20 protein-coding genes, 1 pseudogene and 1 riboswitch are annotated in these 24,839 nt (G+C 42.7%); of the genes and pseudogenes, 16 read left to right on the top strand and 5 right to left on the bottom strand.

The features are described 5' to 3' along the window. Position 1: 1 nt before the first annotated feature. Positions 2-1,111: a muconate/chloromuconate family cycloisomerase gene (locus AY607_RS14285; RefSeq protein WP_064102901.1), complete on the bottom strand. Its 1,110-nt coding sequence runs from the start codon at positions 1,109-1,111 to the stop codon at positions 2-4. A gap of 115 nt (positions 1,112-1,226) precedes the next feature. Here AY607_RS14285 and AY607_RS14280 point away from each other — a divergent pair, with 115 nt between their 5' ends. The 3 genes from AY607_RS14280 (at position 1,227) to AY607_RS14270 (ending at position 5,165) form a co-directional block, all read left to right on the top strand. Beyond that, on the top strand, positions 1,227-2,141 hold the full coding sequence (locus AY607_RS14280) for a LysR family transcriptional regulator (protein ID WP_064096722.1): 915 nt from the start codon (positions 1,227-1,229) through the stop codon (positions 2,139-2,141). Positions 2,142-2,360: 219 nt separating this feature from the next. Continuing rightward, positions 2,361-3,734, top strand: coding sequence for an MFS transporter (locus AY607_RS14275; protein WP_064102900.1), 1,374 nt, complete (start codon positions 2,361-2,363; stop codon positions 3,732-3,734). Between the two features lie 108 nt (positions 3,735-3,842). After that, positions 3,843-5,165: a DcaP family trimeric outer membrane transporter gene (locus AY607_RS14270; protein ID WP_064096724.1), complete on the top strand. Its 1,323-nt coding sequence runs from the start codon at positions 3,843-3,845 to the stop codon at positions 5,163-5,165. A 42-nt stretch (positions 5,166-5,207) separates the two neighbouring features. Here the strand turns inward: AY607_RS14270 and AY607_RS14265 are convergent, their stop codons facing one another. Beyond that, the gene (locus AY607_RS14265) at positions 5,208-6,626 is read right to left on the bottom strand and encodes a PLP-dependent aminotransferase family protein (protein WP_064096725.1); all 1,419 of its coding nucleotides are present in this window, start codon (positions 6,624-6,626) and stop codon (positions 5,208-5,210) included. A gap of 470 nt (positions 6,627-7,096) precedes the next feature. Between AY607_RS14265 and AY607_RS14260 the strand changes: the two genes are divergently transcribed. The 4 genes from AY607_RS14260 to AY607_RS14245 all read left to right on the top strand — a co-directional run bounded on the left by AY607_RS14260 (position 7,097) and on the right by AY607_RS14245 (position 11,848). After that, on the top strand, positions 7,097-8,734 hold the full coding sequence (locus tag AY607_RS14260) for a long-chain-fatty-acid--CoA ligase (protein ID WP_064102899.1): 1,638 nt from the start codon (positions 7,097-7,099) through the stop codon (positions 8,732-8,734). Positions 8,735-9,033: 299 nt separating this feature from the next. Continuing rightward, positions 9,034-10,056, top strand: coding sequence for a flavin reductase family protein (locus AY607_RS14255; protein ID WP_064096727.1), 1,023 nt, complete (start codon positions 9,034-9,036; stop codon positions 10,054-10,056). A gap of 42 nt (positions 10,057-10,098) precedes the next feature. Continuing rightward, positions 10,099-11,265 carry a fatty acid desaturase family protein gene (locus AY607_RS14250; RefSeq protein ID WP_064102898.1) on the top strand — a complete coding sequence of 389 codons (1,167 nt, stop codon included), beginning with the start codon at positions 10,099-10,101 and terminating at the stop codon, positions 11,263-11,265. Positions 11,266-11,497: 232 nt separating this feature from the next. Beyond that, on the top strand, positions 11,498-11,848 hold the full coding sequence (locus AY607_RS14245; RefSeq protein ID WP_064096729.1) for a hypothetical protein: 351 nt from the start codon (positions 11,498-11,500) through the stop codon (positions 11,846-11,848). Between the two features lie 81 nt (positions 11,849-11,929). Here AY607_RS14245 and AY607_RS14240 read toward each other — a convergent pair whose 3' ends face one another. Next, on the bottom strand, positions 11,930-12,640 hold the full coding sequence (locus AY607_RS14240) for an HAD family hydrolase (protein WP_064102897.1): 711 nt from the start codon (positions 12,638-12,640) through the stop codon (positions 11,930-11,932). A 281-nt stretch (positions 12,641-12,921) separates the two neighbouring features. On the opposite strand from AY607_RS14240, the gene AY607_RS14235 reads away from it, so the two are divergent. The 4 genes from AY607_RS14235 (at position 12,922) to uca (ending at position 19,175) form a co-directional block, all read left to right on the top strand. Beyond that, positions 12,922-13,815 (top strand): LysR family transcriptional regulator, encoded by an 894-nt coding sequence (locus AY607_RS14235; protein ID WP_004647024.1) that lies wholly within the window; start codon positions 12,922-12,924, stop codon positions 13,813-13,815. Positions 13,816-14,020: 205 nt separating this feature from the next. Further along, positions 14,021-14,136, top strand: a riboswitch (guanidine-I (ykkC/yxkD leader). 30 nt (positions 14,137-14,166) lie between these two features. Next, the gene (locus AY607_RS14230; RefSeq protein WP_064102896.1) at positions 14,167-14,904 is read left to right on the top strand and encodes an urea amidolyase associated protein UAAP1; all 738 of its coding nucleotides are present in this window, start codon (positions 14,167-14,169) and stop codon (positions 14,902-14,904) included. An 11-nt stretch (positions 14,905-14,915) separates the two neighbouring features. Beyond that, positions 14,916-15,566, top strand: coding sequence for an urea amidolyase associated protein UAAP2 (locus AY607_RS14225; protein ID WP_044110873.1), 651 nt, complete (start codon positions 14,916-14,918; stop codon positions 15,564-15,566). Positions 15,567-15,569: 3 nt separating this feature from the next. Then, positions 15,570-19,175 (top strand): urea carboxylase, encoded by a 3,606-nt coding sequence (gene uca, locus AY607_RS14220; protein WP_064102895.1) that lies wholly within the window; start codon positions 15,570-15,572, stop codon positions 19,173-19,175. Between the two features lie 61 nt (positions 19,176-19,236). Here the strand turns inward: uca and AY607_RS14215 are convergent, their stop codons facing one another. After that, entirely contained in the window at positions 19,237-20,286 is a 1,050-nt protein-coding gene (locus AY607_RS14215) for a hypothetical protein (protein ID WP_064102894.1), read from the bottom strand. A gap of 87 nt (positions 20,287-20,373) precedes the next feature. Between AY607_RS14215 and AY607_RS15260 the strand changes: the two are divergent. The 5 genes and pseudogenes from AY607_RS15260 to AY607_RS14200 form a co-directional block, all read left to right on the top strand. Continuing rightward, positions 20,374-20,520 (top strand): annotated as a pseudogene (locus tag AY607_RS15260) (type II toxin-antitoxin system RelE family toxin); the annotation flags it as partial. Positions 20,521-21,033: 513 nt separating this feature from the next. Beyond that, positions 21,034-21,165 carry a hypothetical protein gene (locus AY607_RS15345; RefSeq protein WP_004647016.1) on the top strand — a complete coding sequence of 44 codons (132 nt, stop codon included), beginning with the start codon at positions 21,034-21,036 and terminating at the stop codon, positions 21,163-21,165. Next, a complete protein-coding gene (locus AY607_RS14210; protein WP_004894906.1) occupies positions 21,158-21,601 on the top strand; it encodes a CopG family ribbon-helix-helix protein in 444 nt (147 codons plus the stop codon). Before AY607_RS15345 ends, AY607_RS14210 begins: the two co-directional genes overlap by 8 nt. Positions 21,602-21,612: 11 nt before the next feature. After that, entirely contained in the window at positions 21,613-23,421 is a 1,809-nt protein-coding gene (gene atzF / locus AY607_RS14205) for an allophanate hydrolase (RefSeq protein ID WP_064102893.1), read from the top strand. After that, complete coding sequence (locus AY607_RS14200; RefSeq protein WP_064102892.1) at positions 23,418-24,440, top strand: ABC transporter substrate-binding protein; 1,023 nt, start codon at positions 23,418-23,420, stop codon at positions 24,438-24,440. Before atzF ends, AY607_RS14200 begins: the two co-directional genes overlap by 4 nt. A 67-nt stretch (positions 24,441-24,507) precedes the next feature. Here AY607_RS14200 and AY607_RS14195 read toward each other — a convergent pair whose 3' ends face one another. After that, the gene (locus AY607_RS14195; protein ID WP_004280373.1) at positions 24,508-24,837 is read right to left on the bottom strand and encodes a DMT family transporter; all 330 of its coding nucleotides are present in this window, start codon (positions 24,835-24,837) and stop codon (positions 24,508-24,510) included. Positions 24,838-24,839: the final 2 nt, after the last annotated feature.

Below are 24,839 nucleotides of genomic sequence, written 5' to 3'. Positions count from 1 at the left end.
ATTACTGACGACGCAAGTTGTCAATCTTGTTTTCATCCAACTCAATCCCCAGACCTGGCCCTTTCGGAATCTCAAGTTCAAAGTTTTGATAGTTGAGTGGGGTTTTCAAAATATCTTCAGTCAGCAGTAGAGGACCAAACAGCTCGGTACCAAATGCCAGACTTTCAAAAGTAGAGAACACATGTGCCGAAGCAATCGTGCCTACAGGGCCTTCCAGCATGGTGCCGCCATACAGGTCAATACCTGCAAGTTTGGCAATCTTGCCTACTTCGCAACCTTCAATCAGGCCACCTGACTGGGCAACTTTGACTGCAAAAACAGATGAACCATTTTGTTTGGCAATCTCATACGCTGAGTGCGGACCCATTAGCGATTCGTCTGCCATGATGGCAACATCAAAACGTCGGGTCAGACGGCGCATGGCGTCTAGGTTATCAATTGCACATGGCTGTTCTATTAAATCAACACCACCATCTTGCAATAATTGAATTCCTTTAATGGCTTCCAGTTCTGACCAAGCACGGTTGACATCGACACGGATTGAAATGTCTTTACCCAGCGCTTTCTTGATTGCAAGCACATGTTCAACATCTTCTTCAACCGGACGAGAACCGATTTTAAGTTTGAAAATGTTGTGACGTTTTGCCGCAATCATTTTCTCCGCTTCAGCAATATCTTTTTCGGTATTACCCGAAGCTAATACCCAAAGAACCGGAATACTGTCACGCAAGCGGCCACCGAGGATTTCGCTTAATGGCAAACCTAAACGTTGTGCCTGTATATCCAGAAGTGCTGTTTGCATTGCACATTTGGCAAAACGGTTGCCATTAATGTTCTTTTTGATTGTTTGTAATGTCTGTGCAACATTTAAACCGGATAATGTTTTTAAAAGTGGGGCGAAATAAGTTTCGATATTAACTTTGACGCTTTCCGGGCTTTCATCACCATAACCCAAGCCACCGATAGTCGTAGCTTCCCCCCAGCCGATGTAACCATCTTCAGTGGTGATTTTGACCAATACCAGGGTCTGGGTTTGCATCGTTGCCACTGCCATCTTGTGAGGGCGAATGGTTGGAATTTCTACCAGCAAGGTTTCAACTGACTTATACATAATACGGGTTCACATTCTTGCTTTAATGCTTTGACTTGATATACCTTAAAAGAATAATGTTGATTGGTCTAAGATCGATTTAGCATTTTTTTATACTTTAAAGGTATTCAGTGCCATGGAACTCAGACATTTACGTTACTTCGTTGCCGTCGTCGAAGAACAAAGTTTTACCAAAGCGGCAGAAAAACTGTTTATTGCTCAACCACCTTTGAGCCGACAGATCCAAAATCTAGAGCAAGAGCTCGATATTCAGCTCTTTGAGCGTGGTAGCCGTCCGCTAAAAACTACTGAAGCCGGTCAATTCTTTTACCAGCACGCTGTTAAACTTTTGTCTAATGCGGAAGAGATCAAGTCGATGACCAAGCGAATTGGCATTACGGATCGGACCATAACTATCGGTTTTGTTGGCTCTTTATTGTTTGGCTTGCTGTCGCGCATTCTGTTTTTATTCAAACAGCAGCATCCACATCTCAAGATCGAGATGATGGAGATGAATACCCATGAACAGATTCAGGCGCTGAAAGAAGGGCGGATTGATGTAGGGTTTGGGCGTCTGAGAATTTCAGATCCGGCAGTAAAACGGGTGTTGCTGCGTGAGGAACGACTGATGGTCGCTGCACACTCCAGTCATAGCATGGCGCAACGGGTAGAAGGTTTAAATCTTTCTGAACTGGTTGATCAGCAACTGTTTTTATATCCCAATAGCGGCAAGGCGAATTTTGCCACCCAGGTCCGCGGTATTTTTTCTGAGTATGGCCTGGAACCCAAAAATATCCGTATCGTACGTGAATTACAGTTGGCACTAGGCTTTGTAGCTGCCGGAGAAGGGATTTGTATTGTGCCGGAAAGTGCACAAAATATTAAACTGGCCCACCTGAACTTCATTCCGCTTCTAGATGAGTTCGCTGTCAGTCCAGTATTCATGGCTATCCGTAACATGGATGAAAGTGAATACATCCGCTATCTGTTTGATGCGGTCTATCAAGTCTATGATCTGGAAGCAATTAGGTACGATCGTTCAGTATTTTAATAGTTCAATCTAGAAGCGTAATCAATCCTGCACAGCGGATAAATTCATGTAAGCACAGGCTAAGTTAAGATTATTATAATATATTTTATAATAAATTTAGCAACTTAACTTCAGCCAGACTTTATAGGTATAGAAGCATGCCTATTCAGTTTTGGACATTCTTACGCATTTTCTCCATTGTGGCATTCATAAATTGAACTTCACAATTTGGAGGTGGAGATGTCTACAAATAAAGTTAATATAAATACGCTGATTGATGAGGCGAAGTTTACCCCCTTTCACTGGGGGGTACTGATCTGGTGTTTGCTGATCATTATTTTTGACGGTTATGACTTAGTCATTTACGGCGTAGCATTACCATTGCTGATGCAAGAATGGTCGCTCAGCGCAGTGCAAGCCGGACTGCTGGCCAGTACCGCCTTATTCGGGATGATGTTCGGTGCCATGACCTTCGGAACGCTATCCGACAAGTTAGGCCGTAAAAAGACGATCATGATCTGTGTGGCGATTTTTAGCGGTTTTACCTTCATCGGGGCTTTCGCCACATCTCCAGTGGAATTTGGAATTTTACGTTTTCTGGCTGGTCTTGGCATTGGCGGTGTGATGCCTAATGTGGTGGCATTGATGACCGAATATGCTCCTAAACGTATTCGCAGTACGCTGGTTGCCCTGATGTTTAGTGGTTATGCGATTGGCGGGATGACTTCTGCGTTACTGGGTGCATGGCTGGTGCCACAATTTGGCTGGAAAATTATGTTCCTGCTTGCCGGTATTCCACTGCTCCTTTTGCCATTGATTTGGAAATACTTGCCAGAATCATTGATGTATCTGACTAACAAGCAGCAAACGGCTCAAGCACATCATATTATTCAAAAGATTTCTCCAACACAGGTCATTACCAGTGATACCCAGTTTGTACTGAATGAAGTGCAAAAAGGGGATGAAGCACCATTAAAAGCACTGTTTCAACAAGGCCGTAGCTTCAGTACCTTCATGTTCTGGCTGGCATTCTTTATGTGCCTGTTGATGGTTTATGCACTGGGCAGCTGGTTACCAAAACTGATGATCCAGGCAGGCTACTCGCTGGGCGCAAGTATGATCTTCCTGTTTGCCCTGAATATTGGTGGAATGGTGGGTGCGATTGGTGGCGGCTATCTTGCGGATAGATTCCATATCAAAAAAGTACTGACCATTATGTTCCTGTGTGGTGCTATGGCATTGATTCTTCTTGGTTTTAACAGTCCGCAATTCGTGCTGTATACCCTGATTGCTGTGGCAGGTGCTGCAACGATTGGTTCACAAATCCTGCTCTATACCTTTGTAGCACAGTATTATCCATCGACGGTACGTTCTACCGGCATGGGCTGGGCATCAGGCATTGGACGTATTGGTGCGATTGTGGGTCCGGTACTTACTGGCGCATTATTGACCATGAATTTACCGCATCAAATGAACTTCTTTGCAATTGCGATTCCTGGCGTGATCGCTGCGCTGGCAATTTTCCTGGTGAACTTAAAAACTTCCGTAGATGGCCAAGTCCTTGCAACGTCTAGCGTAAAGCCAAGTCCATTGACAAAAGAAGCGATACATTAAGTTAGATTTCAATCAATAAAGATAATATTCCCAATGATATAGATCGCCATCGTAACCAGTGGTGATCTGTTGCTAGAATCGAGACGCATAATAAAAAGCGAGTTTAGGATGAACACGACACAATTATTTAATCAACCACAAATCACATTCAAACGCACAGTTCTGATGAGCATGATGGCAATGAGCTTAGGGGGCATCAGTTTGTCATCTCAAGCCCAAACCCCAGCCCAGTCGAACCAACAGGAAATTGAACAGCTGCGCCAAGAAGTTCAGGCATTACGCGCACTGGTTGAACAGCAGCAAGCTCAGACAGCCATGGTAATTGCCCCAGTGGCAATAGCACCAATACCAGTAAGTACGCCTGCAACTAAACCTGTCATGAAAATTGCCAGTGGTGCCGAGTTCAATTTATACGGTAATATCCGAGCGGATGCCTCTTATCAGGCTGAAGGTGGTTCAGCTACCCGCATGTATAACCAGATTAATACTGTCCCACTTGAAGGCACAGGCGAACGTAGTGATGAGTTTAAGTCAACCCTGTCTGCAACCCGTTTAGGTATGGATTTTAAAACACCTGTCGGTGCTAGGGATAAAGCCCTGAGCGGTAAAATTGAAGTGGACTTCTTGGGTGGTGCCGGCTTTGATAACTTACGTATCCGTCATGCGTATATCAGTTATGCTAACTGGTTGATTGGTCAAACCTGGTCAAACTTTGCGGTACCTGATTATATCCCGGAAACTGTAGATGCTCTGGTTTATGCGGGCGGATCAATTAAACGGACGCCACAAGTACGTCATACCAGTACTTTTAGCCCGGCTACCAATCTGGTCCTTGCAGTAGAAGATCCGAAAGATGGTTCTATCAAACAGCGTCTACCTGCTTTAACGGCACGTTTAAATCATAAGTTGGCAGATAATTTTATAGTCAGTGCACGGGCCATGGGTCATGAAAAACGTATCAACGAAGATGAAAAAACCGCATGGGGTCTAGGTTTAGGTGCCAAGTATGATCTTGTGCCAGGTACGACGCTCAAAGCTGACTACTATCACGTCAAAGGTGATAGCAGCTTTGTATCTTATGCCAATCCTGGGGTCATTGCAGCCACGAATGGTGATCTTTTACAAAGTGAATTTGATTCAATTTCAGTAGGTTTAACTCAGCAATTTAACGAGAAATTGCGTGGTACACTGGGTTATGGCTATATGAATTTTGACCAGGATAATGCATATATCGCTGCCAGCGCAAATCCAACCGCTATTAACAAAGACCTCTGGCAAGCTTGGGCAAATGTTTTCTATAGCCCAACAAAACCTTTGAGTTTCGGCCTGGAATATGTATATGGTGAACGTGAAGCCGTAGTGGCAGCACCAAATGGCAGTACTAAAGGTGAAGACAACCGAGTTAATGCAGTCGCAATTTATAGTTTCTAAACTTTAGCAATCTAGCAGAAGCACTTTAAAAGCGTGGATGAATCAATCCACGCTTTTGCGATTTTGAAGAATGATTTCTGCCAGCAGATTGATCGAATTTTCAATTCTGGCTGTCCATTCATAAGAACAATTCAGACGAATATAATGTTGGCTGGCATGATCCGGCCTAAACAGCAGTGCAGGGGCAATCGCAATATTCTGCTGAATCAGTTGCTCATATAAAACCTGACCGTCAAGTTGTTCAGGCAATTCGATCCAGAGAAAATAACCACTGGAATAATAGTAAATTTCACAGATGCTTCCTAAACGTGCTTTAAGTTCCTGATAAAATTTCTTTTTATATTTTTCCAAATGTTGTCTTAAATGCCTTAGATGTTTTTCATAATGATGGTGCGACATAAACTCGACCAGCGCATTTTGAAGTAAGGGACTAACAGTTAGAGTACTCATGAGCTGTAAATGCTGAATGGCATCAGAAAATGGACCGGCATACACCCAGCCTACGCGTGCACCCATCCCCAGCGTTTTGGAAAAAGATGTACAGTGCAGCACCTTCTGGTGCTGGTCAAAGTATTTAACTGGTAGCGGTTTGGCTGAACCGTAATTTAATTCCTGATAAACATCATCTTCAATCAAATACACCTGATATTTATATAAAAGTTCTGCAATTTTCTGCTTAATTTCCGGATTAACAGTAAAGCCAATCGGATTATGTGCATTCAGCATTAGCCAGCACACCTTGATCGGATACTGTTTTAAAGCCTGTTCAAATGATTCCAGATCAAAGCCGAATTGTGGGTGTTCAGGAATCGTAATCACTTGCAACCCCAAACGTTCGGCTGCCTGCCAGGCACCATAAAATATGGTTTGCTGTAGCAGAATAAAATCGCCCGGTTGAGTTAAGGCCTGCAGGGACAAGTTTAATGCCTCTAGTGCACCAGATGTAATGACAATGTCATTGGGATGACATGGGATTCCTTGTAGTTGATAGCGGTTGGCAATCAGTTGTCGTAAGTCCTGATTGCCAGGCGGCATGTGATTCTGATTGTTATAACTACTTTTTCTTTTGGCCTGCTGCGCCAGAATCTGCATGAATTTGGCGTTATATAATAGTTCTGCATTAGGAAATGCTGAACCAAAAGGTACAATTTCGGCCGGCTGAGTTGATTTTAAGAAATTAAACACTACCGAGTTGATTTGGATTCTGGAATTTAAACCAATCTGGACGGGCTGTTTACGAGTAAATGGCTGGGCACGTTCTGCAACAAAATAGCCTGATTTATCTTTGGCGTAGACCAGACCTTGGGCTTCGAGTTCCTGATAGGCATTCAGTACTGTCATCAGACTATAGCCGGATAATTGTGCCTGTTCACGAAGGGAAGGTAATTTTTCATACGCCTTCCATACGCCATTTTCAATCATTTGACGGATGGTCTGTGCCAACTTTTCAGACTTATACATACACTTTCTGAACTAAGACTGTTCTAATTATCTTGATTTATAGCATATTTTAATATACTTAATATAACAAATTAAGACTAGGGTGGATGTCAGTTTATTTTCAAACATGCGTTACATTAACCTGTTGTACTGTTTTTCTAAGGTCAGTATCCCTATTAAACATGACCATTAAATGGGATAGCTGTATTAAGCCAGTCGACATTCAATCAATACACGATTATTAAACTGAATATCAGGCTCAGTCTTTCTATGAAGAGTTTTTTTATTTCTATATAAATCGTGCTCTTATTTTATACGCCAGAGTCACTTCTGTAAATTTGTCACAATTCGATACTTACAAACCCAGATTTCCTTGCTAAATTCAGTCCACATGATGATAAAAATTATGTCACGGTCTCAGACCGAGCCATCATGCATATATAACAACGATATCAATACACGGACCAATAACAAGCACAAAGGAGTGGAGAATGCTCGGAAATATGATGTTTCAGCCTTTACTGATCAGCAGCATGATTGAACATGCAGGACGCTATCATGCAGATACCGAAGTAATTTCCAAAAATACTGATAGCAGTATTAAAGTTACCAATTGGGGCGAAATTCACCAAAACTCGAAACGTTTTGCCAATGTGCTGCAACAACTTGGCTTGGCGCAGGGAGATCGGGTCGCAACCATTGCCTGGAATAATCACCGCCATTTAGAATCCTGGTATGCCATTTCTGGTAGTGGTCTGGTCTGTCATACCATTAATCCGCGCTTGTTTCCTGAACAGCTGATTTTTATTATGAACGATGCCGCAGACCGTGTGGTGCTATTCGACAAGACATTTGTTCCTTTAATTAAAGCAGTGAAATCACTGCTGACCTCTGTAGAGCATTTCATCTGTCTGGATGCGGCTGATCCGGCAGTAACAGAAGCGATTCCGGAAGTACAATTTTATGATGACCTGCTGGCTGGACAAAATGCAGATTTCGAATGGCCAGTGATTGATGAAAACTCGGCAAGTTCCTTGTGTTATACCTCTGGAACCACAGGTAATCCCAAAGGTGTGCTGTATAGCCATCGCTCTACTGTATTACATAGTTATGCAATTATTTTGCCTGACTCATTAAATGTCTCAGCTGCCGATATTATGTTGCCTGTCGTACCGATGTTCCATGTCAATGCATGGGGCACTCCCTATGCTGCCGCGATGGTGGGATGTACCCTGATCCTGCCGGGACCGGGTCTGGACGGGACAAGTCTGGTTAACCTGATTGATAGCTATAAGGTTTCGGTAGCACTTGGTGTTCCGACCATCTGGCAGGGGCTGATTGCAGCAGCAAATCAGTCAGGTTCAAAACTGGAAAGCCTAAAACGGAATGTAGTGGGCGGATCGGCATGCCCACCCGCCATGCTCAAAGCGTTCAAAGAACAGTTTAATTGTGAAACGATCCATGCCTGGGGTATGACGGAAATCAGTCCACTGGGTACGGCCAATCAGCTCAAGACCAAACATTTGTCTCTGCCGGATGAAGAAAAACTGCAGATTCGTCTGTCTCAAGGCCGTCCGCCATTCGGGATTGATTTACGTTTGATCGATGCAGAAAAAGGTACGCATGAAATTGAACGTGATGGACTTAGCACAGGAAACTTACAGGTTAAGGGCCATTGGGTCATCAGTCATTATTTTGGCAAGGAAGAATCTGCACTGACAGATGATGGCTGGTTCGATACCGGCGATATTGCCACGCTGAATCAGGATGGTTTTATGAAACTCAGCGACCGCTCCAAGGATTTAATCAAGTCTGGTGGAGAATGGATTTCATCGGTAGATTTAGAAAATATTGCCATGGGACATCCGGAAATAGCGATGGCTGCCGTGATTGCTGCCCAGCACCCTAAATGGGATGAGCGTCCCGTATTAATTGCCATTATAAAGCCGGGCAGCCAGCTGATTGAGACTGATCTGCTGGATTATTATGCAGACAAAGTTGCCAAATGGCAGGTTCCAGATCGAGTCGTGTTCGTTGATGCGATTCCACTGAGTGGTACTGGTAAAATGCTGAAAAAGGATCTGCGTGAATTATATGGGACCATTCTTTTGGAACAGGCGGCAGGTTAGAGCGTCCAGTTCAAAAGAGTTCTCTTAACATGCTACCCAACAAACTGATCTCGAATAGAGGTCAGTTTTTTATGTAAACATTAGATAGCGGTACAAGTTTAAAATTCTTTTTCTCAAGATATAGCGTTGGAATCGATACTTTTAGCGAATATTGTCAGACAAAAAGCTATATTATGGGGGTTGAGCACATAATTTGACCTGTATTGACATGGTCTGAGCATGAGAATTCTTTATCCTGAACAATATAATAATTAGACAGTTGTACATTAATGGTGCTGTCTGCCGATAAGGGGATAAAAATGACAAGTATGCCAACCTATCAGCCGCATTGGATACGGGAAGATTTCATTGATTTTATTGGTGAAAAAATCCATCCAACTTGGGCAATCAAAAAAGTTAAAGCTGCTGTTATGAGTATTCAAGCTATCAGCCCTGACTTTTTCAAGATTCATTTACGTCCGAATCATAATTTTAACATCAAGTCATTTCAGGCCGGCCAGAATATTGCAGTGACCATCAGGCTCGATGGTGTACGTCATCAGCGACATTATTCAGTAGTGACGGTATTAAAAAATGGCGATCTGATTATTGCAGTAAAACAGCAGGGGAAAGTTTCACGTGCCTTAAGCCTGATGCAAATTGGTGCAGTGGTCGAAATATCTCAGCCGCAAGGCGAGTTCACATTGCAAAAATCCACCCAGCCGATTTTATTTCTGGCTTCAGGCAGTGGTATTACGGCCATTTATTCCTTGCTACAAAAAGCGGTCATTCATTCTCTGGAACAGATTGATCTGGTTTATTTCACTCGGGATGATGCTTTTCATGCGGAGTTGAAAACCTTGGCTTTAATGCATCAAAACTTGAAATATCACCATTTCAATACGCTGGAACACCAGCAGCATCTAACCCAAGGCTTATTACAAAAGCTAGTGCCAGATTTGGCAGAGCGAAAAATTTATGCCTGTGGCTCTGCCGGGATGATGAAAGCTGCACTGAGAATCATCGATAAACTGGATTTGAAAGCCAATTTTCATTCAGAATATTTCCAGATTGCAGTCGATGAGAAAATTAAGGCGCAGCCGGTACAGTTTTTAAGATCGCAGCAAGAGTTTCAGGCCCAGGCCACTTTACTGGAAAGTGCTGAAAAATCAGGCCTGCGTCCTGCATATGGCTGCCGGATGGGAATCTGCAACACCTGTTCCTGTACCAAAGTCAGTGGTTCGGTACGCAACGTCCTGACCGGTGAAGTTGATCATGGCAACAATACCCAGATCAAACTGTGCATTTCCCAGGCAGTGAGTCCTGTGGTGATTAATCTATAACCTATTGATAAGCCATTAATTAAACTATAAGAAGGTGCTCCCATGAATATGCAAATTGATTTTAAACGACATAGCAAAAGCCAATTTCTCAGTCCTGAACAGATTGAGGAATTTGGTGCCAAAGTCGATGCAATCCGCCGCGAGGTCATGGATGATCTGGGGGAAAAAGACGCCGAATATATTTATAAAATCCGTAACTTTGTCCGCTATAGTGAAATTGCCTCACGTGGCATGCTGATGTTTGCTGGCTGGTTACCACCGGTATGGCTGGCTGGGACAGGTCTGCTCGGTCTTTCCAAAATCGTGGAAAATATGGAACTCGGCCACAATGTCATGCATGGCCAGTTTGACTGGATGAATGATCCGAGTCTGAATGGTGTGACGTATGACTGGGATACGATTTCAACCGGCGATGACTGGAAATATACGCATAACTATATTCATCATACCTATACCAATATTGTGGGGATGGATCATGATGTGGGTTATGGCTTGATTCGGGTCAGTGAATCGCAAAAGTGGGAACCACGCTTTCTGTTCAATATTCCACTGGGCATTCAGTTAATGGTGTTTTTCGAATGGTATGTTGGCCTGCAACGCCTGCATCTGGAAGACGTGATTGCCTATAAAACCAAAACCTGGAAAGAAGTCTGGGAAGAAGCAGCTCCTTTACGCAAAAAAATGCGCCGTCAGGTGTTAAAAGATTATGTATTTTTCCCGCTGATTGCTGGCCCAAATGCCATTCCAGTATTTACCGGTAATGCCGTTGCCAATGTGATCCGTAGCCTGTGGGCTTCTGCTGTTATTTTTAACGGACATTTCACTGAAGATGCCGAAACCTTTGAAATGGACAATACCGATAAGGAAACCCGTGCAGAATGGTATGTCCGTCAGATTCGTGGTTCGAGCAATTTTAGCGGTACCCAATGGTTGCATATACTGAGTGGTAATTTGAGCCATCAGATTGAGCATCATCTGTTCCCGGATATGCCGGCCAACCGTTATGTTGAGGTTGCTCCAAAGGTCAAAGCACTCTGTGCAGAATATGGTATTCACTACAACGAAGCCAGCTTTATGAAACAGTTTTCTACCGTATGGGTAAGACTGGCAAAATGTTCTTTGCCAAATGAATGGAATCAGCAAATTACCGGAAAAACTCACGCAGTAAAATCAGTGTTCAGTTACTTTAAGGCGAAGCTGGTGAGTTAATTATTTCAAGTTTCTCAGTTATCCAGTTTGGTACTCCTCAATAGATTTGGATGGTTTATTGAGGATTTTTTTATCACCCCAGTTCATGAATGGAATATGAAGATCATTTTCAAAAAAATGACGAAGGTTAGACAAACTCATTACGGTCGAAACGCTTCACCTACAAGTTGATGGTTTAGGCACAGTCCCTTCTTTTTATAATGGCCGCGTTCTATCATCCAAGGTTTCAATTTTGCAATATCTTAAATATTTTTCAGCAATCCCATTATTAGTGCTTCTAACAGCTTGTAATACCCCTGAAACGCCAGCACCAGATTATCAGGGCAACTGGAAAAACACCATGGAAAATCCAAAACTTGAAAATATTCTGGTTATTTCCAAAAATGGTAAAAATTATCTGATAACCAATACTATTAAAGATAAGGAAACCGGTAAAACCGAGAAAAAGAATCCAATGCCCGCAGCAGTGAGCGAAAATGGCCTGCTTCAGTTGAACGCAGGTGCAGGTATGGTCGATTTCGCAATCGATGAGAAAACCGGAAATCTGGTCGGTTCAGGTTCAGTCTACAAAAAAGCCAAATAGTCAGCGAGAATTTTACGCACAAGATAAAATCAAAGATGTCATGTGCAAGGATAAAGCATGACATCTTTTTTTAGGAATGCTTTATGGGAGGAAACTTAATAATTCAGCAAAATCTTCGACAAAATAATTCGCTTTGGCTTTGATCAAATCTATTTCATGAGCGGAGTGCTGATCATAAATTGCCACCACCTCGATGTCCGCATGATTTGCTGCTTCTACACCGACTAAAGAGTCTTCAATAATTAGACATTCCTCTGGTCGAAGGTTAAAGGCTTGCAAAACATTCAGGTAAACCTCGGGATGAGGTTTAATATTCTGGACATTTTCACGGGTGAGAATCAAGGCAAAATCCTCATCAAAGCTGATTTTAGAATTAATATTTTGATTGTTATCCTGATAGCGCTGTACATTGAATAAACTGGTGGTGGTGGTCAGAGCCAGAGATATCTGTTGCTGTTTTAAAGCCTGAATCAGGAGGTCGGCCCGAGGTTTTAACTCGACGATATCATCCAGAAAATGTCGGGAAATTGTATAACGACGATTTTTTACTTCTTCTTTAGCTGGTTCAAAACCGTATTGTTCTTTTAAAAATCCACAATATTCCAGATAAGGATCTGACCTATGTCTCATGGCGGTAAGTTGAAGATCGCGTTGTTGCTGAATCTCATGTAAATCGACTTTTCTGTTGGAGAGCTCATCAATCAGGGCTGCATCGACCTGATTCCAGATGCCTACAGAATCAATCAACGTACCATCCAGATCAAAACAGACCAGCTTTTTATCCTGAAACATATAAGATTTCTCTGTATTTTTATCATTTATTGGGTGTGGCTGAGTATATCGCATACGATTTAAATGTTTAACTGACCTGAGCAAACCGGGCTGGAAATTTTACGCTAAGGTACTTTTTAATGGATTTATTCATCTGGCAAAAGTATTTATTTACGGAAAATTACAGCGAGTTTAATCCTGAAAATAGTTGCGAAGTGTTATATTTTAATCTGACCCTCAATAGACTTATGCGGATGAAAGACCTGTCCGAATGATGAGAAAGTTAAAGGAAATGTATTTCTGTGTTTGAACTTGACTGTAAATTGCTCAGTATTTTTTATTATGTCTATAAATTTAAAAACGTATCTCAGGCAGCCGATCATTTAGATATGAGCCAGCCAGCGGTGAGCAATCTGCTGAATAAAATTCGCCAGCATTATGGTGATCCTTTATTTTTACGTATTGGCAATGAGATGCTACCTACGGATCTGTCCAAACAGCTCTTTCCCTTGGTCAGCGAAGCACTGAGCAAAGTTGAAGCAATCAATAATTTTACGATCAATTTTGATCAGGTCACTTCACAGCAGCGCTTTACACTAGCGATGACCGATGTATCGCATCTGGTGTTATTGCCAAAAATTTCCCAGTATCTGAAGCAGCATGCATCCCATATCCGTCTTAATGTGCGTCCGATTACCTCGGAAACCAGTTATCAGATGGCCAATGGTGAGATTGATCTGGCTTTGGGCTTCTTGCCAAATCTGGAGAATGGCTTTTATCAGCAGAAACTGTTTGAGCAATATTATGTAGTGATCGCAGCGAAAGACCATCCGCGCCTGACCGGTGACAGCATCACGACCGAAGAGTATTTACGTGAAACCCATATCGATATTGATGCCGGGATGGGGCATTACCATATTGAAAATGAATTGCTGAATCTGGAACTTAAGCGTGACATTCTAATGCGTCTGCCAAGTTATCTGGGGGTAGGACTGGTGGTACAGGAAACCGATGCGATTGCGACCGTGCCTTATTATTTGAGTGAAGTTTTATTATCACGCGGCAATCTCAAGATTTTTGAGGCACCGATTGCTTTCCCGACCTATTCCGTAAAGCAGTATTGGCATATGTCCTGTCATCATAAAACCAGCCATCAATGGCTACGTAATATGCTGCATGAGATTTTAAGTAAATAAGCTTGCAACATGGAAGGCTTGATTTAATCTTCATCTCTAGATTTTAAAATTCCTGGTTCAAGCCGGGAATTTTTTATTTTGGTACATCTTGATGCCTTTTTCAGAGCCTTGCACCTGAATTGATCAGTTCCAGCTCAAAAAAGTATTACCAAACGGGAAAATAGTATTACTGATTTGGCACAGCCTTTGCATTAACTCTGTCATAGACAAAGTGATCTAGGGTTCCGGCAGTTATTTTTTTAAGACTGCGTCTGCGACCGAGAGTTCACGGCTAGGTTTGTTAAAACCAAAGCTACACGGAGGGATAAAAGCCCGGGAGGTAAACCGTACAAGTTAGATGCAGAGGCTGTTATGAGCACAACTACTTATCACGAAGATTCCGCACTTTGGACTGAACTTTTACCGGGTGGCCATCACTGGTCAGCGCGCATTCAACGTGGCGCAGTTTTACAACTCAAATCCTTGGGCGCAAATACCAATGTTTCACTGTTTTGTGTGAATAGTGAAGACAAGCTTGAAGCCTATAACATGCCAGACAGCCTTAAAGGTCAACACAGCGCATTTTTAAGTACAGGGCACATTTTGGCGTCAGATTTGGGTCGTGCGATGGTGTCAATTGTCAAAGATGACCACGGTTGGAATGATGCTTTTTGTGCACCAAGTACCGCACCGCAAATTGAAGCACAGTTTGGCACGAAGACCTTCCAGGATGCCCGTAACGATATGTACCGCAATGGCAAAGACAGTCTGCTTTTAGAGATGACCAAGTTTGGTTTATCGGCTACGGACTTAAGCAATACTTTAAACCTCTTCTCAAAAGTTCAACCGGATGACAACGGCAACTTGTCTTATGTGAAGTCTGACAATACCGATCAAGTGATTGAACTGCGCTTTGAAATGGATTGTTTGGTGTTTTTATCTAGCGCACCGCATGCCTTAGATAACTCATCTGAATATGTACCCGCTGATATTCAACTCTCACTGTTTAAAGCACTTCCTTTAGGCGACACCGATGTCTGCCGTGATTCATGCCCGCAAAATCAGCGTGCGTTCCAAAATAATAACCGCTACTACGCTTTAACTGCTTAAGGGGAATAATCATGACTGCATTAGTAAACCTAGAAAAATCAGTACTCAGCGAAGTTTGTCCTGCCGGTGAAGCGTGGATGTGCGAAGTCAAAAAAGGCCAGTATTTCCGCATCGTGGATCTAGAAGGCAATCAGGCGGTGGATACCTTATTTATTTCCGCACATAACCCTGAAGAGCGTTATAGCGCAACCGATACTTTGGCGATGAACCGTCAAATTTATCTCGAAAAAGGCACAACTTTATATACTAACTTTGGCAATAAAATCGCCACCATTAATGATGACAATTGCGGTCGCCATGACACTTTAGGCGGTGCATGTTCATGTGAAAGTAATACCGTACGTTATGCCCATGACAAATACCCAATGCACAGTTGCCGTAACAATTTCATGATTGCACTGTCACAGCATCCAATTGCTAAAAAGCATGGCTTAAACGTGCGCCATATTGGTCCAAACATTAACTTCTTTATGAATGTGCCTGTAACTTCGGACGGTCACCTAAAATTTGATGATGGTATTTCTGCACCGGGTAAATATGTGGAAATCAAAGCCGAGATGGATTTAATTGTGCTGATCTCGAACTGCCCACAATTGAATAACCCATGCAATGCCTATAACCCAACTAAAATTCAACTGATTGTCCGCGAAGGCGAGGAGTAAGCCATGTTTAATAAAGTACTCATCGCCAACCGTGGTGCAATTGCATGTCGTGTCATTCGTACCCTTAAAAAATTAGGCATTCAATCGGTTGCTGTCTATTCAGAAGCGGATCGTGATTCATTGCATGTCACTTTAGCCGATGAAGCGGTCTTTATTGGTGATGCACCTGCTAGCCAAAGCTATCTCAATGTCGATAAAATTTTAGAAGTTGCTAAACAAACCGGTGCGCAAGCGATTCATCCGGGTTATGGATTCCTCTCTGAAAATGCAGAATTCTGTAATCTGTGTGAAGCACAAGGCATTGTGTTCTTAGGACCAAATGCGGAACAGATGAAAGCCTTTGGTTTAAAACACACGGCACGTGAGCTTGCAATTCAAGCCAATGTACCGTTACTTCCGGGTAGTCAGTTATTGGCTGATGAAGCTGAAGCACTGCTTGAAGCGGAACGTATTGGCTATCCTGTGATGCTGAAAAGTACAGCAGGTGGTGGTGGCATCGGCATGCGCTTGGTCTGGAATGCGGAAGAGCTGAAAGATGCCTACGCAACCGTGTCGTATTTAGCGCAAGCCAACTTTAAAGATGCAGGTTTATACCTCGAAAAATTCGTACAAAATGCCCGTCATATCGAAGTGCAAATTTTTGGTGATGGCAATGGCTTAATCCTAGCACTCGGTGAGCGTGATTGTTCGGTGCAACGTCGTAACCAGAAAGTGATTGAGGAAACGCCTGCGCCACACTTAAACGATACGCAACGTGCCTATATTCAAAATGTCGCAATTCAATTGATGCAATCGGTGAATTACCGCTCGGCAGGTACCGTGGAATTTGTGATGGATACCGACACGCAAGAATTCTATTTCTTGGAAGTGAATACCCGTCTACAAGTGGAACATGGTGTCACCGAGCAAGTCTTTGGTGTGGACTTGGTTGAATGGATGGTGACTTTAGGAAGTGGTGATTGGGTTGCACCGACATCAAAACTTGAATCCAAAGGGCATTCGATTCAGGTGCGTCTCTATGCTGAAGACCCAATCAAAAACTTCCAACCAAGTGCAGGGTTATTAACTCACGTAGAATTTGATGACAATGCGCGTAATGAAACTTGGGTAGAGACTGGTTCAAACGTTTCATCTTTCTATGATCCGATGATTGCCAAAATCATTGTGACTGCGGATGATCGTGAGTCTGCGATTCAAGCCATGACCGATACACTGGCTAAAACCCAAGTGGCAGGCATTGAAACCAACCTTGAATATCTACAAAACATTATCGACTGCGATGTATTTAAAGCCGGTACACAGACCACGCGCTTTTTAAATACCTTTGAATGGAAAACCCAAAAAATTGAAGTCTTACAAGCGGGCATTCAAACTGCCGTGCAAGATGTCACAGGTCGTTTGGGCTATTGGGATGTTGGTGTGCCACCATCAGGTGCGATTGATCCGCTGTCTTTAAATGTCGCGAACCAATTGTTAGGCAATGCACCCAATACCGCAGGGCTTGAATGTACTTTGCAAGGTCCAAGCTTAAAATTCCATTGCGATAGCCAAATTGTATTAGCAGGTGGCGATATGCCATCGACTTTGGATGGTGTGTCTGTCCCGATGTGGCAAACTGTGAATGTGCGTAAAGGTCAGATGCTGAAATGTGGCAAGATCGCCACAGGTTGCCGTACTTATATCGGGATTAAAGGTGGTCTGAATGTGCCTGAATATTTAGGCTCACAAGCGACTTTTACCTTGGGTCAGTTTGGCGGTCATGCAGGGCGTAATTTACTGATTGGAGATATGCTTCCAATCACGGCATTTACATCCGATGACGTCAAAGCATTAATAGAAGATCAAATCCCTGCATTCTCAAACTCTTGGGAAATTGCGGTGATGTATGGTCCACATGGTGCGCCGGATTTCTTTACCAAAAACGACATTGATACCTTCTTTGCCAACGAGTTTGAAATTCACTTTAACTCAAGCCGTACCGGTATCCGTTTGATTGGACCAAAACCTGAATGGGCTCGTCAGGACGGTGGTGAAGCAGGTCTGCATCCATCCAATATTCATGACAATGCCTATGCGATTGGTGCGATTGATTTCACCGGTGATATGCCAATTATTCTCGGTCCAGATGGTCCAAGCCTCGGTGGTTTCGTGTGTCCTGCGGTAGTGATCAATTCTGAGCTGTGGAAACTCGGTCAACTCAAAGCAGGCGATAAAGTCAAATTTGTGCCTGTGAGTTACCATCAAGCGAAATTGCTGAATGAAAAATATCATGCGCAATTAAATGCTCAAGATACGCAAGCTGTCACTTTTGATGAATCGTTCTATCCTGAAATCAGCACGTTGAAATCTGCCATTTTAGATACCTTAAAAGGTCAAAATGGCACGCCTGATGTGGTGTATCGTCCTGCCGGAAACAACTATATGTTGGTGGAATATGGCGAACTGGTTTTAGATTTAAACTTGCGTTTCCGTATTCATGCACTGATGCAATGGGTGAAAGATCAACACATTCAAGGCATTATTGACCTGACACCGGGTATTCGTTCGCTACAAATTCATTTTGATTCGACTCAGCTCGATCAGATTGAGTTACTGCGTATGCTTCAAGTCGCTGAAGAGCAACTGCCTGATGTCACCGAGATGCAAGTGCCATCACGTACTGTGTATTTACCGCTTGCGTGGGAAGATTCACAGACCCAACTTGCAACCGAACGTTATATGCAAACCGTGCGCCCTGATGCACCGTGGTGTCCGGACAATATCGAATTTATCCGTCGTATTAATGGTTTAAAAGACAAACAAGCCGTGAAAGACGTGGTTTATAACGCGAGTTATTTGGTCATGGGCTTGGGCGATGTGTATTTGGGTGCGCCTGTGGCAACGCCACTTGATCCGCGTCAGCGTTTAGTCACCACCAAATATAACCCTGCGCGTACGTGGACACCTGAAAATGCTGTCGGTATTGGCGGTGCGTATATGTGCGTATACGGTATGGAAGGTCCGGGCGGTTATCAGTTTGTCGGTCGTACCTCGCAAATGTGGTCACGCTACCGTAAAAACCCAGACTTTGAACAAGGTATGCCGTGGTTATTGCGTTTCTTTGACCAGATTAAGTTTTATGAAGTGTCTGAAGCTGAACTCATGCAAATGCGTGAGGACTTTAAAGCAGGGCGTTTAAAACTGCGTATTGAAGAAGGTGTACTCAACCTCAAAGAATACAATGATTTCTTAACTGAAAACCAAGCATCCATTTCTGCATTTAAAGCGGTGCAACAAGCCAACTTTGATGCTGAACGTAAACGTTGGCATGAAGCAGGGCTTGCAGAATATGTGTCTGAAAGCCTAGATGCGGTGGATGATGGTGAAGGTGTAGAAGTGCCTGAAGGTGGCTGTGCGGTGGAATCGCATATGCCGGGTTCAATTTGGAAAATTGAATGTCAGTCGGGGGATATTGTGGAAGAAGGTGCAACTTTAGCTGTGATTGAAGCGATGAAGATTGAGATTCCAATTATTGCGCCTGAGCGTATGCGTGTCGATGCGATTACGATTGAAAAAGGGCAAACGGTGAAAACGGGGCAGGTGTTGTTTACGTTGGCGCCAGTGGCATGATTTAACCTCTTAGACATCCAAGCTTTTAACTAAGTAAAAAGCTTGGATGCTCTTAGCTACATCAAAACATCTTTAAAAAGTATTCATCATATTTGTAGTTAAGATATCTTTCAGATTTTAAAGTATTAATAAAATTAATGTTACTGATCGTTTTTTGACCTGAATTATCATAATTAGCAACAAAATCAATTATTTTGAGTAGAAATATTCTTGTGTATCCCATATAGAAACTACTAATTCGAATATCTGATATATTCAAATAAAAATCGTCTGAACCAAAATATTTTTTTAAAACTTTCTGTAAATCATTAACTCTTTGATTCCAATTCTTGAAATAATCATCGTCTATTACAGGCCGATTCGTAGTTACAATACTTGTTCCATGGGCAAAAATGTTTCTGAGTGTGAATAAAGAATTAATTATGTTTATAATTTCTTTATCCATCAATGAGGAAATGCTGAGTTCAAATATAATGGAATACTCATCTAAAAGTTTTTTAAATGAACTAACAGATTCTATATTCCATTGTTTTGCAACAAGCATCTTCTGATAATTATTGTGTTTAGATCTTCCTTCTTTAATACCTTGGTCAACATAGTAGTTAATTTCATTTTGAAAATATTTCGCTAATATTTCCCTTAAAGTTCCTTCTAGTATCGCAGATATTGTTGATATTGCTGGAATGGTATAAATAAGAATTTCCGTTGATTTAAATGGTGTTTTCAGGATTTTATTCGTATCTTTTTCAAATATATTTGCGGTTTCATTATTATGAAAATTTGCTATAACCTCTTTCAATTTTGTTAAAAATTTAATTTTCAGTGATATAGCTTTTTCATACATATTCGATCTAGAGGAAATGTTGGATCGACTATAAAATAACCAAATATTTTTAGGCGTATAAATAAAATACCCACAATTAAACATAGGGAATGTGTAAATACTATTGGAAATACCTTTAGTCTTAGGCGGTTTTTGAGCATAAATAAAGCAAAAACTATAGCGATCAATCGATCCACCTTTTAACCTAAGTTTTGTATCAATTTCATCCCAAGACTTGTATAAAACAGAAATGACCTCTAAACGTTTATAACTAAAATTTTCTGCCATAGTATTTTCTAATTAATTGATAGATATAGCTAATATTAGCATATTGAAATATAGGGTTGTATTAAGGTGAAATATTTCTAAAGTTAAAAAAGTAAACTAAGTGGCTCATCCGCTCTATATAAAGTAAAACTCAAGTCAGCAGGCTATCGTTTGGTGTATCAAGTTATTGATTCAAAAATTGTGGTGTTAGTGCTCGACGTAGACCGTAGAGATACCATTTATAAAAAGATGTAAAAATCATCCTAGAAGTACTTGCCATTGTTGAACATCCTTCAGCCACACTTTGATGCACTCTCGAACCCCAATGGTGCAAAATGGGCTATTTTTTAGCCGCACTTAATAAAATTAAATCATCCTTATTCTGGTTTATATATGTATGTGATCGATTTTAAAAGTATTCTGCTTAAATCTATTCTATTTTATATTGTGGCACGCTTAATGCATTTATTTATATACAACATAAATAGAGGAGAGCAATACACTTGATCACTCATAAGCACAAACATCGGTTAACCATTCATGTATAAAAAGAATAGCAAGGACATGAGCAATCAAAATGGAATAAACCGGTGAAATACAAAACTTACTTTTGCTTTAGAACAAGCCCCATCTCACTGTTATGGGGCTTTTTTTTGCCCTTTTATGTAAGTTTATTCACCTTATCCAAATAACTAAAAATTGGCACGTTTTCTGCATTTTCCTAAGTAATACGAAATTTTGGTTTTGTAATATTTACAGGAGATGCACATGAACAATCCGACATCAAATAAAAAAATGCATCCATGGCTTCACTTTTTGGTTGAGCTGCTCAGCGTACGCGCAGGCTTTCACATTAAACAGTCTTCCCAATATCAACCCAAGGATCAACATCGTGCCTAAACAAAAATTGGCACGGATCAGTATTACCGTGCCAGAAACAACCTTACAGGCAATGGATCAAAAAATTGTCGAGCAGCACTATGAAAGCCGCTCGCAGGCCATTGTCGACATGATTAACCGCCACTTGATTGATGATCTGGTGATTCGCGATGAAGTTATGGTCGGCACACTCACCTTGCTCTATGACGTCAGCCTGAAACCGCTACGCAGTCAGCTGGTCGATCTGCAGCAGCAGTATCTGGCACAAGTGATCAACTCACTTCATATCCAGCTGGATGATGAAAAAATCCTGCAAGTCATGCTGATGCAGGGCGCGAGCAGTGATCTGAAAGAAATTAGCGAACAATTTATTGCACTGAAAGGCGTGATTAAAGGGCATCTCGAACTGATGGATGCCGTCATGCCGCCTATTCCACAAAATACCGAACACACTTAAGGAGAACAGCTGTGCACAACTTATGGACTGTACAGGACTGGCAACACGCCTACCAGAATAACAATATCCAGCTTAGTGACCTGATTGAGTATGTTGCCGGATTGAATAATGACGATCATGCCTGGATTTCAATTGCAACAGCAGCACAATTACAGGCACAAATTGATGCATTGACTGGTGCAGATAGTGCAAGCTTGCCACTTTATGGGGTGCCATTTGCAGTCAAGGACAATATTGATGTTGCAGGGTTCTATACCACAGCAGCATGTAAAGAGGTAGCTTATCTGGCAACTTCCGATGCAACCGCAGTAGCCAAATTAAAAGCTGCCGGCGCGATTGTCGTGGGTAAAACCAATCTGGATCAGTTTGCGACGGGTCTGGTTGGTGTGCGCTCCCCATACGGCGCGGTAAAGAACAGCTTTAATCCTGAATATATCAGTGGCGGCTCGAGTTCGGGTTCCAGTGTAGTCGTCGCAAACGGATTAGTGCCATTTTCACTGGGTACAGATACTGCAGGTTCAGGACGTGTACCGGCAGGGCATAATAACATTGTCGGACTCAAACCAACCAAAGGCTGGTTCTCGACTACAGGCCTGATTCCGGCTTGTCGTACCATCGATGTGATTTCGATTTTTGCCTTAACGGTGGATGATGCCTGGCAGGTGGCGCAAGTCATGCAAGGCTATGATGCCAGCGATGATTATTCCAGAATGCATCCTCAGAATGAACCGAGCCAATTTTCAAAAGGGAAAATTGCCATTCCGGATACACTCGAATTTTATGGCGATGCTGAAACTGAAAAAGCGTTTAATCTAGCGATCGCACGTGTACAAAGCTTGGGTTATATGGTTGAGCCGATTGATTTTGCTCCATTTCAACAACTGGCAGCGGCCTTGTATAACCGCTCTTGGGTGGCTGAACGTACCAGTGCCGTGGAAAAAATGGTGCAACGCGAGCAGACCCATCCGGTAATTGGCCAGATTATTGCGCAGGCAGACCGGTTCAATGCGGTCGATGTCATGCAGGATGAATATGAACGTGCCCACCTGAGCCGTGTTATTCAAAATACACTGGCAGATTATGATGCCTTGATGGTGCCTACTGCACCCACCATTTATCGCATTGCAGAAGTAGAAGCCGATCCTCTGGTAAAAAACAGCCACATGGGCGCTTATACCAATTTTGTCAATTTTGCCGATCTTTCGGCTTTGGCGCTACCAAATAGCATTCGTGCTGATGGTCTTCCAACGGGTGTGACCTTTATTGCGCCGGCCTGGATGGATGAAGCACTGGCCAAGTTCGGGCAAAAATGGCAGCAGGCAAGCCAGTTAAAGTTAGGCACATCTGAACGCCTGTATGAAAAAACAACTGAAATCTCATCGAGTCACAGCGTCAAACTGGCTGTCGTCGGTGCACATCTGACCGGAATGCCGCTGAATTTTCAGCTGACCACACGTGGCGGCACCCTGATCAAGCAGACCCGGACTGCTTCGCATTACAAACTCTACGCTTTAAAAAATACCACACCGCCAAAACCTGGCCTGCAATACAACGCGAAAGGTTGTTCAATTGAAGTCGAAGTCTGGGACATTCCGCGTGCACTGTTCGGGGACATTGTTGCAGAAGTTCCGGCACCTTTGGGGATCGGTAATGTCCAGCTGATTGATGGCACATGGGTCAAAGGCTTTATCTGTGAAGGCTATGCACTTGAAGATGCTACAGATATCAGTCATTTCGGTGGCTGGCGCGAATTTATGAAATCTAAACAACTTTCAAATACCAAATTTAAATGTGAATGCATAGGGGAAGTCGCAAAATGATCAAAAAAGCACTGATGTCCGTTTCCGTACTGTCTGCAATCCTTTCTAGTGGCTGTGACAATACCGCTAAAGTACCTGAACCAAATGCCAAGGCAGCAGGGAGTGTGAATACTCAGCCCATCCGGATTGGTTATAGTGACTGGCCGGGATTTGTGGCCTGGCAAGTGGCGATTGAAAAAGGCTGGCTGGAAGATGCCGGAGTTAATGCCGATTTTAAATGGTTCGACTATTCTGCTTCACTCTCTGCATTCGCAGCGAATCAGCTGGACGCCGTACTGGTCACCAATGGTGATAATCTGGTCACTGGCTCCGGCGGTACCAAGGGTGTGATGATCATGGCGACCGATTATTCAGCTGGAAATGACGTAATTATTGCCAAGAATGGCATTAATTCGATTCAGGATCTGCGCGGTAAAACGGTTGCAACTGAAAAAGGTCTGGTCGATCACTTATTGCTGTCCACTGCACTGGATGATGCCAAGGTTAAACTGAATGAGGTCAAACTGGTCAATACCATGACCAATGAATTGCCACAGGTTTTTGCCACTCCCGATATTGATGCGATTGCGGTATGGCAGCCAGTGGCAAATCAGGCTCTATCTGCAGTGGCCGGTTCCAAGATTATTTTTACTTCTAAAGACAAGCCGGGATTAATTTACGATACCTTGACCGTGAATCCTGCCCATCTAGAAGCCAATAAAGAGCAATGGAAAAAGGTGATTCAGGTTTGGGATAAAACTGTCAAATACATCAATGACCCGGCGACTCGTGAAGATGCTGCACAGATCATGTCCAAACGTGTCGGTGTCGATGCGAAAACCTATATGCAGTTCATTGATGGCACACATTTACTGGATCTGGCCGCCAACAAGAAAGTCTTTACCAAAGGTGATGGTTTCGACTCGATCTATGGTTCCAGCTATCATGTGAACAAGTTCAATGTGGCCAACGGCATTTATACGACTGAAATGAACGTGGACGGCGTGATTGTTCCAACGCTAGTACAAGAGCTGCAATAAAGCCTGATCTCGTGCATAAAAAATCCCCGGTCTGGGGATTTTTTACTATCAGATGAATATTAAAAAATTAAAGCTGCGTACTTTTGGAAAAGACATTGATAAAAATAATGCCAATGATCATAAACGCCAGTCCGATCAGCGCGGGAAGATCCAGTTGCTGTTTAAACACCAAGAGGCCAACCGTTGAAATCAGGATAATGCCGGCACCAGACCAGATTGCATAGGCAATGCCCATCGGAATGGTTTTCATGGTCAGTGACAGGAAAAACAGGGCAACGGCATAACCGGCAATTGTGGCAAGTGAAGGCCAGAGCACGCTAAAACCATTGGAAGCTTTCAATGCAGAAGTGGCAATGACTTCTGCAATAATGGCAATCGAAAGATATAAAAAAGACATAT

Source organism: Acinetobacter sp. SFA, from assembly GCF_001647535.1.
Taxonomy (GTDB): Bacteria; Pseudomonadota; Gammaproteobacteria; order Pseudomonadales; family Moraxellaceae; genus Acinetobacter; species Acinetobacter pecorum.
This window is presented reverse-complemented; position numbering and strand designations above follow the sequence as displayed.

What these genes read in the sequence shown, in the direction of transcription:
- AY607_RS14285 (WP_064102901.1), bottom strand. Translation starts at nt 1,111, where the DNA reads ATGTATAAGTCAGTTGAAACCTTGCTGGTAGAAATTCCAACCATTCGC.
- AY607_RS14280 (WP_064096722.1), top strand. Translation starts at nt 1,227, where the DNA reads ATGGAACTCAGACATTTACGTTACTTCGTTGCCGTCGTCGAAGAACAA.
- AY607_RS14275 (WP_064102900.1), top strand. Translation starts at nt 2,361, where the DNA reads ATGTCTACAAATAAAGTTAATATAAATACGCTGATTGATGAGGCGAAG.
- AY607_RS14270 (WP_064096724.1), top strand. Translation starts at nt 3,843, where the DNA reads ATGAACACGACACAATTATTTAATCAACCACAAATCACATTCAAACGC.
- AY607_RS14265 (WP_064096725.1), bottom strand. Translation starts at nt 6,626, where the DNA reads ATGTATAAGTCTGAAAAGTTGGCACAGACCATCCGTCAAATGATTGAA.
- AY607_RS14260 (WP_064102899.1), top strand. Translation starts at nt 7,097, where the DNA reads ATGCTCGGAAATATGATGTTTCAGCCTTTACTGATCAGCAGCATGATT.
- AY607_RS14255 (WP_064096727.1), top strand. Translation starts at nt 9,034, where the DNA reads ATGACAAGTATGCCAACCTATCAGCCGCATTGGATACGGGAAGATTTC.
- AY607_RS14250 (WP_064102898.1), top strand. Translation starts at nt 10,099, where the DNA reads ATGAATATGCAAATTGATTTTAAACGACATAGCAAAAGCCAATTTCTC.
- AY607_RS14240 (WP_064102897.1), bottom strand. Translation starts at nt 12,640, where the DNA reads ATGTTTCAGGATAAAAAGCTGGTCTGTTTTGATCTGGATGGTACGTTG.
- AY607_RS14230 (WP_064102896.1), top strand. Translation starts at nt 14,167, where the DNA reads ATGAGCACAACTACTTATCACGAAGATTCCGCACTTTGGACTGAACTT.
- AY607_RS14225 (WP_044110873.1), top strand. Translation starts at nt 14,916, where the DNA reads ATGACTGCATTAGTAAACCTAGAAAAATCAGTACTCAGCGAAGTTTGT.
- uca (WP_064102895.1), top strand. Translation starts at nt 15,570, where the DNA reads ATGTTTAATAAAGTACTCATCGCCAACCGTGGTGCAATTGCATGTCGT.
- AY607_RS14215 (WP_064102894.1), bottom strand. Translation starts at nt 20,286, where the DNA reads ATGGCAGAAAATTTTAGTTATAAACGTTTAGAGGTCATTTCTGTTTTA.
- AY607_RS15345 (WP_004647016.1), top strand. Translation starts at nt 21,034, where the DNA reads ATGAACAATCCGACATCAAATAAAAAAATGCATCCATGGCTTCACTTT.
- AY607_RS14200 (WP_064102892.1), top strand. Translation starts at nt 23,418, where the DNA reads ATGATCAAAAAAGCACTGATGTCCGTTTCCGTACTGTCTGCAATCCTT.
- AY607_RS14195 (WP_004280373.1), bottom strand. Translation starts at nt 24,837, where the DNA reads ATGTCTTTTTTATATCTTTCGATTGCCATTATTGCAGAAGTCATTGCC.